The organism is Acinetobacter sp. UBA991, from assembly GCF_002292065.1.
GTDB lineage: Bacteria > Pseudomonadota > Gammaproteobacteria > Pseudomonadales > Moraxellaceae > Acinetobacter > Acinetobacter higginsii.
Map to the genome: position 1 here is coordinate 95,561 of NZ_DBBF01000008.1, position 14,560 is coordinate 110,120.

12 protein-coding genes are annotated in these 14,560 nt (G+C 37.5%); all 12 read right to left on the reverse strand.

The features are described from left to right. Nucleotides 1-93 precede the first annotated feature (93 nt). Complete coding sequence (locus B2727_RS02100; RefSeq protein ID WP_050511440.1) at nt 94-663, reverse strand: DUF6714 family protein; 570 nt, start codon at nt 661-663, stop codon at nt 94-96. A gap of 142 nt (nt 664-805) precedes the next feature. Further along, the gene (locus B2727_RS02105) at nt 806-1,273 is read right to left on the reverse strand and encodes a 3'-5' exoribonuclease (RefSeq protein ID WP_031958251.1); all 468 of its coding nucleotides are present in this window, start codon (nt 1,271-1,273) and stop codon (nt 806-808) included. Between the two features lie 131 nt (nt 1,274-1,404). Then, entirely contained in the window at nt 1,405-2,772 is a 1,368-nt protein-coding gene (locus B2727_RS02110; RefSeq protein ID WP_031958249.1) for a hypothetical protein, read from the reverse strand. An 18-nt stretch (nt 2,773-2,790) separates the two neighbouring features. Next, complete coding sequence (locus B2727_RS02115; protein WP_031958247.1) at nt 2,791-4,893, reverse strand: ATP-binding protein; 2,103 nt, start codon at nt 4,891-4,893, stop codon at nt 2,791-2,793. Continuing rightward, a complete protein-coding gene (locus B2727_RS02120) occupies nt 4,893-6,149 on the reverse strand; it encodes a DNA cytosine methyltransferase (RefSeq protein ID WP_031958244.1) in 1,257 nt (418 codons plus the stop codon). The genes B2727_RS02115 and B2727_RS02120 overlap by 1 nt, the downstream gene beginning before the upstream one ends. 158 nt (nt 6,150-6,307) lie before the next feature. After that, nucleotides 6,308-7,765, reverse strand: coding sequence for a TniQ family protein (locus B2727_RS02125; protein WP_031958242.1), 1,458 nt, complete (start codon nt 7,763-7,765; stop codon nt 6,308-6,310). Nucleotides 7,766-7,803: 38 nt separating this feature from the next. Continuing rightward, the gene (locus tag B2727_RS02130; RefSeq protein ID WP_031958241.1) at nt 7,804-8,361 is read right to left on the reverse strand and encodes a hypothetical protein; all 558 of its coding nucleotides are present in this window, start codon (nt 8,359-8,361) and stop codon (nt 7,804-7,806) included. A 28-nt stretch (nt 8,362-8,389) separates the two neighbouring features. Continuing rightward, on the reverse strand, nt 8,390-9,385 hold the full coding sequence (locus B2727_RS02135; RefSeq protein WP_031958240.1) for a TniB family NTP-binding protein: 996 nt from the start codon (nt 9,383-9,385) through the stop codon (nt 8,390-8,392). Further along, nucleotides 9,385-11,301, reverse strand: coding sequence for a Mu transposase C-terminal domain-containing protein (locus tag B2727_RS02140; protein WP_031958239.1), 1,917 nt, complete (start codon nt 11,299-11,301; stop codon nt 9,385-9,387). The genes B2727_RS02135 and B2727_RS02140 overlap by 1 nt, the downstream gene beginning before the upstream one ends. Continuing rightward, nucleotides 11,291-11,926, reverse strand: a complete 636-nt coding sequence (locus tag B2727_RS02145) for a TnsA endonuclease N-terminal domain-containing protein (protein ID WP_031958238.1) — start codon at nt 11,924-11,926, stop codon at nt 11,291-11,293. Before B2727_RS02145 ends, B2727_RS02140 begins: the two co-directional genes overlap by 11 nt. Before the next feature lie 113 nt (nt 11,927-12,039). Continuing rightward, nucleotides 12,040-13,923, reverse strand: coding sequence for a DNA topoisomerase IV subunit B (parE, locus tag B2727_RS02150; protein WP_033132715.1), 1,884 nt, complete (start codon nt 13,921-13,923; stop codon nt 12,040-12,042). Between the two features lie 14 nt (nt 13,924-13,937). Continuing rightward, nucleotides 13,938-14,528: a YqiA/YcfP family alpha/beta fold hydrolase gene (locus B2727_RS02155; RefSeq protein ID WP_033132716.1), complete on the reverse strand. Its 591-nt coding sequence runs from the start codon at nt 14,526-14,528 to the stop codon at nt 13,938-13,940. Between the last annotated feature and the right edge of the window lie 32 nt (nt 14,529-14,560).

Genomic DNA, 14,560 nt, shown 5'->3' on the forward strand with positions numbered 1-14,560 from the left:
TAATTCTTCCATCTTGTATACAACATTGCATACAAAAAATACGCAACGACCTAAAAGAGTGCAGATGCTCATCATTATCTACTGATATATTAACTATACGATGGCTGTGCCTGACCAGTAGCCTGTAATTAATGCACTCATGATTTCCTTATAATGATAAGTGTAATCAGGCTCATCCAGCAAAATTTGTAAATAATCTGCCACAACTGCACGCTGTTCAGCATTAAATAAGCTGAATTTTCTTTCTGTATCATGCCATTCATGTGTCAACGTAAAACTGAGGTCATGTAAATAATCCCCATTTAAACTTGCTAATAAAAATGCAGGTAAATGAAACAACATGCCTTGAGCATCAAAAAATGAGAGACCGCTGTTACAACGATTTAAGGCATCAACCGAAATGTTATGCCAATTTAGCTTTTCATCTTTAGCGCGATAAGCCAAGCACTCTGCTTGGCTTGCATAATCATCCATCCCTTGTGCTTCATATAAACCAATTCCCTCTTGTAGAGTGACTCCATTAAAAGCACTAGAGATTTTTTGTTTCACTTCATCTAACTGTTGCCAACGTGGCAAGAGTTCTTCGGCTGCTTCAATCGTGATGGGATCATAGCCTTTCTTGCGCATCTCCTGAATATCACTAGGTGAAGGATATTTTTTCATCAATGTCAGTTGTAGGATAACTTTATAAAAAAATGGCCTAGGCCCCGCTAAACTAAGCCTTTTGAAGCATAAGTCTATAAATTAAATTGTAGGATAAGATTATAAAAAACCACCTTTAGTCAGGCGGGGCTAAATTCAAAGCTCACTCACTTGTGATCTTATGAGCGTACTTCAATGCATAATCTTTACTCAAAGCTCTAGCATCAGCCAATGCATTATGAGGAATCGCAGAATTCTTTGTAGTAAGCGACAAATCGAGTAGGAAACCTAATACAGGCACATTGATACACTGCCCTTGGCCTAAGAGCAAAATACGGTTGAATAACTCTATATCTGAAGGATAGTCAGCTACTATAGTGATATCCTCATCTTCTTGGTTATTCACTTCCCATAAAAAGCTACATAGCTTATTAACTAACTCCCATACAGGAATAGCTGATTGTCCTAAAATTGGCAGGACATGTTGTTCAACAAAAGGACTAGGATTCTTACAGCTCACCACTTCATAAAACTCATATTTGCCGTCGGCAGACACTAAGCCTAATGAAATCAACTCCCCTGTACCTTGATCATGCCAGCCATTAAATTCACAATCCAGAAATAAATACATTTTTCATCTCACGATATAGAATCACAATTTAGAACACCCTCAGATGAAGTGAATCCTACACTTGAAAAAATCTATGAGCTATCCAATACATTGAATATTTCGGTATCAGATTTATTGCCTTAACCATTCTATTATCTTACATATAGTTCATTAATGCCTGGTCTAGAAGCAAAAGTAGTTGCTCTTACAATAACTTGATTCAGCAATTGTTCTCGAAGCCTGTATAGGGTCTGATAACTATCAAGCTGTCCTTTAACTTTAGAAATTACTAACTGAAGATTTAAAACTATATAAAATGCTGGATCTTCATCCCTATAACTAAATAGTGGTGATACCCAGTCAGAGAGTTTTTTACTTATAAATTTTTTATCTGGATCTAAAAAGTCCCTTTCTCTTTCATGGTATTTTTCTGCTTCAACAACGAATCCAAAAATATATGGAATAGGTCCTTGCTTATTTTGTGCATAATCACACGATGCTCCTAAACGTATTAGAATAGGCCTAAGCTTTTCTGTGCTATTAAAACAAAATGTGTTTTTAATAAGGTAATTTTGATTATATCCAAAGTGTCCTAAACAAAATTCATCATTAAAAATCTCAGAAGGTATTTCAACTACAGCTCCCCAATCATAAGGACTCATTGACTCATGTCCAGTTACCGCTAAATGAAGCATCTTGTTGAATTTCCCAACAGCTTTTTCATCAGCGATTGAAGCAGATCCTACTTGTGTAATAGCATTATTCCAAAGCTGAATATTTGCTTGATCAGGGGTGTTATTTAGTATTTTATCAACCAAAATAGGATAAATAGCCAAATTAAGTGCTTTTTTAGGATCAGTTGCAACATGACCTTTTCCTACAGTTTCTCTAGCAATACAACTGAGTACTTTATCTATCTCGGATGGATAATCATTGAAATTTCTTTTATCATTTGGAACTAAATTTATTAATTCAATTAAAGTTTGATTTACAGCCTCCAAGACTTTTGATTCCCAATCAAACAGTGCTGCTATTTGAGGAACAGAAGAGAAAAAACCTTTAATTTCATCCTTTAAGTTTTCACTAGTATCTACCTTGATATTGCTATTTTCATCAATATATTGAGTTTTAGAAAGAGGCTTAATAAGTAAAGGCTTACAATATTTCTTTTCAGGATCTAAGCGTTCTTCTATATATTGAATTAAATTACTACATTCTTGAGGATTATCTGTCCACAAGATCATAATAAAAGGTCCATTTTCACTTGAGATGACAGACTCTAAAATTCTTATAATTTCAGCATAATGAGTATTATGACCAATGGAGCTTCTACCTGATAAATTTAAATCTATAAATAGCCCTCTCACACCTTTGTAATAGTCTTGACATAGATGAGATTCATCCTCTTCATTATATTGAACACCAATACATGAGGAGCCAATAAGCTTAAATGTTTCAATAATTGGTCCTAAGTGCTCTTTTTTATCATCTAAAACAACGAAGCGAGGAGGTGTTAACATTATTATTAAACTCAAAAATTAATCAAAAACTAAAGCCATAGCTGCACCGTCAAATTCAGTCGGTACATCATCCTGATCATCAAGAATAACTAGACGTCCTTTATTTACCTCCATAGCTAGATTTACATAATACAAACCTATACCCATCCCGTTAGGTCTTCTCGTAAAGAAAGGTTTCACTAACTGCTCTTGCTCATCTTGAAAACCTGGACCATTATCAGCAACAATAATTGCTGTTTTACCATAAAAGTCTCTACGTACGTCTATATAAATCTTTCTTTGACCTATAGTATCTTCAGGCCAACGTGCTTGGAGCCAATATATTGAATTATCAAAGATATTATTTAAACAACCGATTAATATTTTAAAAATATATTTTTGTTCAATATCAGGAATATTTTCCTCAAGGAATGGACAAACGAATTGAACCTTATGTGCTCTGAATCGAATCGAGGCAATATCTCTTGCACGACGAATCAAGTTTTTTAGGCTCGCCGGCTTATTATCACCTTTTCTCAACAAGTCAGAGAAACTATCTAAAATTTTCACAAGTTCATAGGCATGATCTTTAATTAAAGTAATATCTTCGCTATGCTCAATAGTCCGATATAAAGATCTAACACCATGTTCAACTTCATGAAAAACAATAGCTAATCCCATATTATTAAAACCTGAAGTCAGCATTACTTCACGCATTTCATTATAATTTTTCTCAGTTTTCTCAATTAATGGTTCTAATTCCTCAGTTAAATTATGTTTCTTTGCCAGTTTTCTGAGCTCAGTTAATGGCTTTTCAATTTTTTTCTCTTCTATATTTTTACCAGTTTCAGTTACTTGTCTTATACGTTCTTTATCTTTTTGGCGCTCTGTCTCAACAATAGTTAATACACTTAATACAATTTGTTGGAATCTCTCGTACGTCTCATTTTCAATAAAGCCTTCTCGATTAGTTTTCTCTTGAAGATCAAAACTATCTTCAACACTAAGATCTAAAGATCCAACAATGATATTACGACTAATATGCCTACCAGGTACATTGACTCGTCGCAAATCTAAACCGAGCCAATCATCACCAGGTTCACCATAGTTATAAACTCGTATGTTATCTCGATATACACGAATACCGCCATTTTCATTTAGGAAGCTTTCAACAAGTTGCTGCTCTCCAAACTTAGATATAACTAGTTTATCGCGATCATAGATAAAAAATTCACCGCTTATATCACCAATTCCATGTAAGTCCTCAGGCTCCACAACAACTTTGTTTTTTTTCACATTTGATGGTAATAAAAGTTTCTCATTTTCTAATAATTCTTGACGAGGCTCTACTTTGATTCCAGGAACACCAATAAAATTATAGTTTAAAGATAGTAAACCATTGGCGATTGAAAATGAGATATGCCAAGGAGCTCTTTCCTTTAATTTATCAATATCTGAAACACCTTCAGTCCAGTCTGGATGTCCTTTAACTTCAAGTAATGTTTCAAACTTGTCACTTCGCTTTTCATTAAAAGGTGTAGAGATCGAAGTAATTTGGCGTAAAAGTTTTCTTACATCGCCACGAGACCAGCTTTGTTCTCTCAAATTACTTATAGTAATTTGAGTACCTGTATTTTCTCCCGTAAAGACTATAGGTGTTCTTGTAATTACTTCTACACGGGTATCTTCTAGAAAAGGTTTATCAATTAAATCTTGCCAGTTAATGTGAAGAATACATTCATCAGAGTTTTCAGATCTGGTGATTAATTGAATTTCATTTCCTAATTTATGTACTGCGAATCTTCCTAAACCTTTCTCCCCTAAAGGTAAACGACCAGCTTTGGTTCGTCTTTTTTCTTTTTTTTGCTGTTCCTTATGATCATGAGCAGGGACAAGCCAAATATTTTTAATAATATCAGCTGACATCCCCTCACCATTATCTTCAACAATGATTTTTGCACTTGGGGTGTTGATTTTATCTAATGTAATTAAGACAGTATCGGCATCAGCATCATAAGCATTTTTAACAAGCTCAAAAATTGCTAGGCGAGAAGAACCGATTAGTTGATCACCTAACATTTGCAATAAGCGTGCTCTTGGGCGAAATGCCAAATCTTCGGAAGTAATATAATTTTCAGTCATTACCAATCCTTTAATAATTTTTCTGCAATTTTTTGCGCAAGTAAAACAGGTACAGCATTACCAATTTGCTTAAAAGCACTAGTACGTGCAGGCTTACCTGATACATTTTCAAAATAGTAGTCGTCAGGAAAACTTTGAATTCTAGCGGCTTCTCTAGGTGTAATCGACCGATTTTGCTCAATATCTGGATGAATATAATGATGTCCATCTTTAGATATATGTGCAACAACAGTATGGCAGGCAGCTAAATTACCAGCAACTACTTTAAAGCGATCGACAAAGGAATTTCTACCTTTATGACTTTTTAAATATTCAGGTAAATCATCATAATGTAATCGTCTTTTCTCAGTATTCCATAAATTGACAGCATACTGATAAATTTCTAAATCTTGTTTAGAATGTGGACGAGCTTCATGCCAAGTTAGAGGAAGATTTGAATAAATTTGAGCTTGTTCAAGCCATTCCGACGGCTTACTGATCGGCTCTACTGGCCTAGTTTGGCCTCCACCAGCAGATATTTGAGGGAGATCTTTAAATAGATCCCACACATTAGCTTGTGGCAGCCATTGTTCAGGTTCAGGATAAAAAGATTTCTTACTGCGATGACCTCGTTTGCCTACCAAAATAATGCGTTTACGATTTTGTAGAACACCATATTCATTTGCAGATAGTACTCTATACTCAATTGTATAACCTATTTCGACAAACAGGGCTCTCATCTTATCAAAGTAGAGTTCACCATTAGGGTTTTTTGCAGTCAGAAGTCCCAGCACATTTTCAAAGACAAAATATTTAGGTTTATATCTTTTCAAAAACTCAGCATAGTATTTGTATAAATGATTTCTGGGATCATCATCCATATTTCCACGTGCTCTACCAATAAGAGAATAGGCTTGGCAAGGTGGCCCCCCAATAATTAAATCTAATTTCGATTTACCAAGTTGTTCATCTATTTTTTGAAAAATTTTATCTAAAGTATCTAGGCCGATAAACTCGTTGATAACCGAATCAATTTCACTTATTGGAACAGCACTATATAATTCTTTTCGAGTAATCTCATTTTTTAAATATTTTGAGTATAGATCTATCGAATTATTGTTTTTTAACCAATGGAATGCTTGACGTGTCTTCAGTGTAAAACATGCTGAGGCATCTGCTTCAACGTGGGCAATTGGTTTGAACCCAGCACGAATAAACCCCTCTGACAAGCCGCCAGCACCAGCGAATAAATCAAGAAATTTTAAAGTGCTAGACATAATACATCAATAGAAAATAAATAAGTGCCAGGATACCAGGAAACTTAAGATTTAGCAAAAATATAGTAACTAATTTAAAAGGCTAAAACCCTAGCACCCCAACGGTTTCTATTCAAAATCTATCGGTTCTTACGATCGATCTTTAGTGGTCCCAAATGCTATTTGAAAGCAAAATCTGTAAACTGCTTAAAACTTAAAGGACGATCAACAACGTAGAGTTGTCCAAATTCAATCTGCCCAGTTTGCATAGCTAGAACTAATCGAACTATTGAGTAGCCTCTGCGCTGCATACTTGTCATTGATAATACTCCCGAAGCTGGAATGTTCTTCCGTGCCTTCTGGCACAAACTTGCTATCAGTTCTTGGCATTGTACTTTATCAACGATCCAATCTCGGTTAAACATATCTGGGCGCTGAAGCGTATGTAATATACCAGCATCTAACAACTGCTTTAGCTGATATCTTGTGAGCTGTAATGCCTCACACGCCTCATCCATCGTCCAATTTGAGGATACCTGTATTGCAAGACCCTCAACCTGTTCACGGGAATAGTGCTTTTTCCCTTCAAAAACACGAGGTGTAAGCTTTTGTTGTTGTACTAATTTATCTACTCTATCTGGATGGCAATTAAGAATTTTGGCAGCTTCCTTTCTGGAAACAACATTTCGTTCTCGGGTAGTGAACTGGATGCGTGTTATACGCTTCGACTCTAAGACACTAGGCCAATAATTCTCTATGTAATGGTCAAATTCAAATTTTATCCGAGCAATCCCCTTGTTTTCACTCTGACGATGTAGAGACTCATATAAATCCCTAAAATGTTTATGTAGGCCACCAACACCTTTTTTGCTCATCGGATGCTCAAGATATTGGTTGAGAAACTTGTAGTAGGCATCTGGCCAATTCTCAAGCATTGCCCATACATACTGATAATGTTGAGCAAGCTCACTATTAATCATTGAAAGAGGTTGAAACGAACCACCCAATAACCTTGATCTATAATGAGCAATAAAATGAATTAAGCTAAGAGATTCTCGGAGCTCCAAACCTTGCAGAATTTTAGGGCAAGAAATTCCATTTCCTCCTTGTAACAGTACTTCAATATATTGACTGAGTTTGATTGCCTCAGACGGAGCAACATCACTTAATGAATTGATAACATCAGTATCATCAAACTTATTTAAATACCTACGATACCAATTCAGTCGTTTGCTAGTACCAGAGTGCGTATCTATCAATAATTTCCCATGTCGAACACAAGCAAGGTATGGCAATAAGCTCCATTCAAATCTACAGAATCCAAATTCTTCAATACAATCTGGACATACTTTTGGATATTTAACAATTAGATAGGGCGTATCAATAACATTTTGAAAAGAGTGAGATATTGGCTCAATTTTAGAGGAGCAAGTTGCTAACCCAAGCTGCAATAAATACACATTGAGATCAAACTCACCAGTTAAAATCTGATGAACTGGTACACGATTATTTTTCCAAGCCAAACCAGCGTGACGCAGCAAATGACCTATGTGCTTAAAGCCATTTTTCTCTGATATTCGAATCAAATAACTAACTAAGCATTCATTTGGTTCGATGCTAGGTCTGGCGAGAAGCATCTCAATGATCTCACAATCGATAATAAAATATCTAATAGTTACTGAGATCTTAATGCTATCAGCCTATCTATGGAAAGCTCTTTCATCCCACTATAGTTTCGGAAACGTTTCATTAGTTCTTCTTTTGAAGCCAGATCCGCAAAATAGAACCCATCTGGTAGTGGTGAAGTACTTAGCCCAAGCTTACTCATAGAACACTTTATTAAACCGCAATATTCTTCTTTATTTTTAGTTTTAAATACTTGCTGTAATGGCTCACATGTTTTACTGGTGTAAGCTTCTGGCCCTAAGCATTCGTACTCAGCTATCTTATTCCATGACCATATCTCTGGGTATCGATCAAGACACTTAAAACATTGTATCTGCATAATATCTGATACTTCTTTTTGATCAATACCAAGCTCAAGAAATAGCCCAGAAATAGCCCTATATCTATCCAAATTATTAACAGAATAGGTGCGATACCACTTTTTAGAAGAATTTACTAGAAATTTTTTAAAAGCTTTAATATCCGAAAAACCATTTTTCTTTCCCAAATCATTCAAATAATCATCAAATGTTTGCTGATCATTTGGTCGTGATCGATCAAGTAACACAATGCTTTACCTTGAAATAAATTATCATTTACCCTGCCAAACAAAACACTTTATTGCCTTTTGATACGCCAAACTCAACATATTCAGCATCGATGATTGCGTTTTTATTTGCCCTATACCCAAAATGCCAGTCTGAATGAACGATGAGTTCTCTCAACACCAACTTGTCAATCGGTAGTAAAAAAGCATTATTTCGCTCATCAATACCATAACTGCTAAGAACCTCAGCAAACAAATCCTTATCTACTTTCATGTCTTCCATTTCAGACATCATCCTAGCATCACGAACAAGATTAGCCGTAGCTGCTAGATTTCCACTCGTTGCACTAAAACACCTTAGCGACATTGTCATTTCTTCCAATTTAATCTTTTTAGAAAGTCCATATGCCTCTGATAGGCACATCAAGAGCCTTCTATAATCATCACGATCTTCGTTACTGCTAATCCTAAAAGGTGGAATGGTGTAGCGGTATGATATCCGACGTGCTAATTGCTGATTTGATTCAACAAGATATCTACTCCACGGCATTCCCATAAAAATAATCGGTATCTCTGTATCATTGATTAGGTCTTTAAATAAATCTGCAATTCCTGTAACAACCTTTGCACTACGACGTTCAATGATCACCTGAATTTCGTCAAGGATCAGCAACTCTATGCCAACCACCTTAAGCAACGTAATCAATCGCTCATAAAGTTCACCTTTGTTTCTCGCACCTCGTCCGCACTGTGGATCGCCAATTGTGACCAACAACGATCTTAGGAATTCTTCTGGTGTGGAAACTGATCTTAATTCGTAGTGTAGAACGGGGATATGTGTCCGCTCCGCTTGTTCTATTTTCGGATTATTCTTTGCATAATATTTTGCTAACTCAGATTTCCCGCTCCCAGATTCTCCAGTTACCAACATGCAAGAAGCAACACCATATTTTTTCTTTTTATTGCGCAAAGAATCAAATAGATTCACCATTTTTGTAAGAAATGGACTTTTAATGAATGGACGATCCTCGAAAGTAGTTTTCATTAGCCCATACTCCATCCATTTAAGCTAAGATTATCCCCATCATCTTCAAAATCAACTTTCATCGTACGATGTGAATTGTCCACCACAAGGCTGATATTAGGGACACCTGTTTTATCAGATCTTGCGGCTTTAGATGTTGTTACTTGCTTACTTCTTCGAACATTTCTTGCATGATATTCTTCACGCTCTTTAGCAAGTTGAATTTTAGCTTTTTGGAGATTCAAGTTATCAAATTTTGATTGTCGAGCAGCTCTTGCAGCAGCTCGAATCTTATTATGTTCAAACTCAGAAAGATTGGAAGCATAAGAATATTTCAGGCAATCTACTTTTAAATAGACCTTGTTAATCTTATCTAGCACCAAGATATAACCAATATCAAAAGGATTGTATTTTACAGTTACTTCCCCAGGCCCATCTCTTCTATATAAATCTTTAAGAAGACCTGAGTCATAGTTCATCGAAAAAATTTCGATACCACTTTTATTCAGCGTACGTGTGGCAGTAGCCAGTAAAATAGTAGTCAATTCCATTTTATCTTCTACGGGCACTGGGAAGCACTCCTCCGAGCTAGCCCAAATTTCATAAGGTGTTAAATCTGAGTCTTCTAGAGGTGTATGGTGATACTCTTCTGTCACCCACTTCACAAAATAGCGTTTAAACTCTGAAAATGTGAGCGCAGCTTCTTGTCTTGCGTCATAGCCATCACCAGATTTACCAATTTTTCTAACCACACCAGGCAAATCGTCAAGCACTAGTGCATTGACTATACCGAAGAAACGTTCAATACGACTTTTATAATTACCTTTACGAATCGGACAATACTGAAAAACTGTCCCTATTTCATCCGCAACTGCAATAAATTTCTTCCCCCAAAACTCATTAGCATTGTCTGTTACAAGCGTCGAAGGAATCCCATGAGCAGGCCAAGAACCGTCCAATTTCAACTCGTTCATAAAGTCATTTTTCGGTAAGAATGCATTCAAACAAGCCAAACAAACTGAGGCATATGAAGGAGCTTCAAAAGAAATTTGGAATCCAAGTAACATTCCAGAATAATGATCTATCAAAGCAGTGATATTAGGTCGGCCAAGTAAAGTCTTATAGTCATCATGTAGAACATGAATATCCAACTCAGTATGATCAAGCTCGACACGCTCTAAGACTCTAGTAGTAGTTATCCCACTTAATGCTTTAGCAAGCTCCGCCTGCAAAACTCGAGCACCATATCGCCCTTTTCTCTTAGTTTGGTAAAGCCCACTTAACACACGGTTCTGAACTGTATGATATGTTGGCTTCTGAAGCGGTGCATCAGGATGATCTAAATTGTGTGACATAATTTTAGCTTCAACATTACGAACCACTGAAGCCATTGACGACTGGCTGAGTGTGTAATATCGCTTTGCACAATATTCAATAATTTCAATAACTTTAGCATCAATCTTAGGGTTTCTATGCCCTTTAAATCGATGCTTAGGATAAAGACCTTGTATCTTTAGACCTGCCTCGACAAAACTAGCGTACCAACTTCTTACTGATTGCCAATGTGGTGCTTTCTCACCCAATTCTAAAGCGACTTCCTCTATCGTATTTCTAGCACTTTTCTCAGTGATTTTACTAATACCATTTTCTTTAAGCCTTTTGATATATTTATATTTTCTATTGGTTTCACGCTGCTCAGCTTCTGAAAGATCAATAAACTTAAGATCCCCAAAATCTTGCGATTCCGCAAGAAATTTGATACCTCCAGAAGCATAAACTGTACCTAGTTCTTCTCGACTCAATCTAGATACGGCTCCATTCTCAATATCTACTAAAATGACCTCTGCTTTTCCTACAGACCTGACCATAGCACGATGACAAGGAATACCCTTGTTAAACTCAATGATTACACCTTGTTCCCATAACTCAACAGACATCGAATTTCACCTCTGTTGTCATACTCAATGGCTCAGAGCGCATATCAAATCGCAAATACCCTAGCGCAATCCATGAATATATTTCTCTCAAGTGTGCTCGGTCACCAAGTCTATGCACTAACTGTGCTAATGGCATCGAATCATTAATATCTTCGGCACACTGCTGAAGATTCTTCATTTTTAATAAAGGGCGCTTTTTATATTGATAAAGCTTTTCATAGTTTGATAGTAATGGCTGCTGATAGATTTCAATTTCACTCACTATCAAGAAGTCTGTATTAGTACCCTGCAAGAAGTTGGAAAAGCGAGAAAAGAGAAGTTGATAGTGCTCAGTTTGAACATTTTCAGAGGGTTTGACCTCCACATATTTCCTAACACCAGAAGTATAAATAACTTCAAAATCAGGTGTATAGATATTACATTCTCCATCATTATCAGAAACTTCAAATTTTCGAGGTTGCGGGAAATATGTCTCTACCTCAGCGTCAAACTCTAAATGAAGACAATATTTCGACTCTAAGATGGATTCAACAAGAATTGTCTTTCCATCATTCGCTTTTATTGAAGGAAAACGAACAATATTCTTAACAGCAGATTTCTGAATTTTGCGCGCAGGGCTATTCATTTTCTAGCTCATCCTGAACTTCCTTGTTCAAATTATAAGCTTTTTTATAAGTTTATCCTACATAATTTATAGACTATTCCTACAATTTTATAAACTTATCCTACAATCTACAATCAAACCACGATATCCGCCAAATTACCCTTTTGCTCTAACCAATGTTTACGATCCGCAGAACGCTTTTTCGCAAGTAATTTATCTAATAAACCTGCGGTTAAATGTGCATCGTCCAAGTCTAATTGCACCAAACGACGCGTATTCGGGTCCATGGTGGTTTCACGCAACTGGCTGGCGTTCATCTCGCCCAAACCTTTAAATCGGGTGATCTGCGGATTTTTATTGCCTTTAACTTTTTTCAGGATGCTTTCAAGTTCGTCATCATCCAAGGCATAGTACACCTCTTTACCAATATCGGTACGATAGAGTGGTGGCATTGCTACGAATAGATGACCTTCCTCGACCAAGGTCGGGAAATGTTTTACGAATAAAGCGCATAATAAGGTTGCGATATGCAGACCATCCGAGTCCGCATCGGCAAGGATACAGATCTTGCCATAACGCAGTTCAGACAGATCATCACTGCCCGGATCGACCCCAATTGCGATGGCAATATCATGCACTTCTTGAGAAGCCAAAACTTCGTCCGAAGAGACTTCCCAAGTATTCAGGATTTTTCCACGAATCGGCATAATCGCTTGGAAGTTCTTGTCACGTGCCTGTTTGGCACTACCGCCCGCAGAATCCCCTTCGACAATAAACAACTCACTGTCTTCACGAGTTAAACCGACACAATCGGCTAATTTCCCAGGTAGGGCTGGGCCTGCGACAATCTTCTTACGTTCTACTTTTTTCGCTGCTTTTAAACGACGTCCTGCTTTGGCAATCGCCATTTCAGCCAGTTGTGTCGCAATCTCGGCATGCTGGTTTAACCATAAGGCAAATGCATCTTTGGCGATGTTCAGCACAATATTAGAGGCTTCACGACTGGATAAACGTTCTTTGGTTTGGCCTGAAAATTGTGGTTCCTGAAATTTCAACGACAAAATGAAATTCACACCATCCCAAACATCTTCCGCAGAGAGCTTCATATTACGCGGCAACAAATTGCGTAATTCACAAAATTCACGTAAAGCCTCCGTCACACCTGAACGCAGACCATTGACATGGGTACCGCCTTGCGCGGTTGGAATCAAGTTGACATAGCTTTCCTGAATTTGCTCGCCACCTTCAACATTCCAACAAATTGCAAATTCACAGGCTGCGCGGTCTGCTTGTCCGCTGCTGACAAAAGCAGGATCTGGCAAGATGTCACGATCTTGCAGTTCATCCATTAAATAGTCGACCAGACCATTTTCGAACTGCCATTCAATCTTTTCGTTATTGATTTTATCGTCATAAATTATTTTTAAGCCCGCAGCTAAAACCGCCTTGGCTTTTAAATTATGTTTCAGTGCCTTAAGCGCAAATTTAGGGCTGTCAAAATATTTGGTTTCAGGCCAGAAACGTACCGTCGTGCCTGTCGCACGCTTAGCTACCTTACCTTCTAAAACCGACAAAGGTGCAACTGGCTCGCCTTGTTCAAAGGCCATTTGATACAGATTACCTTGACGCTGTACGGCCACTTCAACACGGGTCGATAATGCATTGACCACCGAAATCCCAACGCCATGCAAACCACCTGAGAACTGATAGTTATCGGTACTGAATTTGCCACCCGCATGTAACTTGGTCAAAATAATCTCGATACCACTTTGCCCATATTCAGGATGAATATCGACTGGCATACCACGACCATTATCTTCAACCGACAATGAGCCATCTTCATAAACTGTGACACAAATCTGGTTGGCGTGACCTGCAAGTGCTTCATCGACTGCATTATCAATCACCTCTTGCGCCAAATGGTTTGGACGTGAGGTATCGGTATACATGCCCGGTCGACGACGCACTGGATCTAAACCAGAAAGAACTTCAAGAGATTGTGCCGTGTATTGTGTCACTTGGTCTGACTTCCTTATTGGATGGCTGCCGATAAAAATTCGAGAACTAAAGGTAATTTTTCTTCAAAATCATCCATTGCATGATTACCATTAGCGTCGGTTAAAATCAATGAGGATGGATGAACTGCACTATAATAGCGTTGAGCTTCACGATAATCCAAAACTTCGTCGCCTTGTTGCAAAAGCACTAGAATTTTATCAGCATGAACGAGCTTCGTGTCAGCAATCGATTGTAATTGCTGCAGTTGATTGGCATCAAGTGTCCATGATGCAGTGACTTTGAGTGGGATTTGTTCAACCCCAAATAAATCTTCGAATAATTGCCATGGTCGCATAGCAGGATTAATCAATACAGCAGCACAACCATATTTTGCGACAAGATATGTCGCATAGAAACCACCGAGGCTGCTTCCCACTAAAACTACTTTATCCTGTGCTAAATTTTCGATAAGCTGAGAGAGTTGTTCTAGCACTTGATTGGGTGGCTGATTTAAATCAGGTAAATGCACCTGTATCGCCTCATGCTGTGCACAATATTGTTGCAACTGCTGTCCTTTTATCGACATCGGACTGCTTCGGAAACCATGTAGATAGATAATTTGCATACGCACCAAAATAGGCAATGACTTGACATAAA

Coding starts and splice junctions, on each gene's coding strand:
- B2727_RS02105 (WP_031958251.1), bottom strand. CDS start 1,273: ATGTATTTATTTCTGGATTGTGAATTTAATGGCTGGCATGATCAAGGT.
- B2727_RS02125 (WP_031958242.1), bottom strand. CDS start 7,765: ATGCTTCTCGCCAGACCTAGCATCGAACCAAATGAATGCTTAGTTAGT.
- B2727_RS02120 (WP_031958244.1), bottom strand. CDS start 6,149: ATGTCTAGCACTTTAAAATTTCTTGATTTATTCGCTGGTGCTGGCGGC.
- B2727_RS02145 (WP_031958238.1), bottom strand. CDS start 11,926: ATGAATAGCCCTGCGCGCAAAATTCAGAAATCTGCTGTTAAGAATATT.
- B2727_RS02155 (WP_033132716.1), bottom strand. CDS start 14,528: ATGCAAATTATCTATCTACATGGTTTCCGAAGCAGTCCGATGTCGATA.
- B2727_RS02100 (WP_050511440.1), bottom strand. CDS start 663: ATGAAAAAATATCCTTCACCTAGTGATATTCAGGAGATGCGCAAGAAA.
- B2727_RS02135 (WP_031958240.1), bottom strand. CDS start 9,385: ATGAAAACTACTTTCGAGGATCGTCCATTCATTAAAAGTCCATTTCTT.
- B2727_RS02115 (WP_031958247.1), bottom strand. CDS start 4,893: ATGACTGAAAATTATATTACTTCCGAAGATTTGGCATTTCGCCCAAGA.
- B2727_RS02140 (WP_031958239.1), bottom strand. CDS start 11,301: ATGTCTGTTGAGTTATGGGAACAAGGTGTAATCATTGAGTTTAACAAG.
- B2727_RS02110 (WP_031958249.1), bottom strand. CDS start 2,772: ATGTTAACACCTCCTCGCTTCGTTGTTTTAGATGATAAAAAAGAGCAC.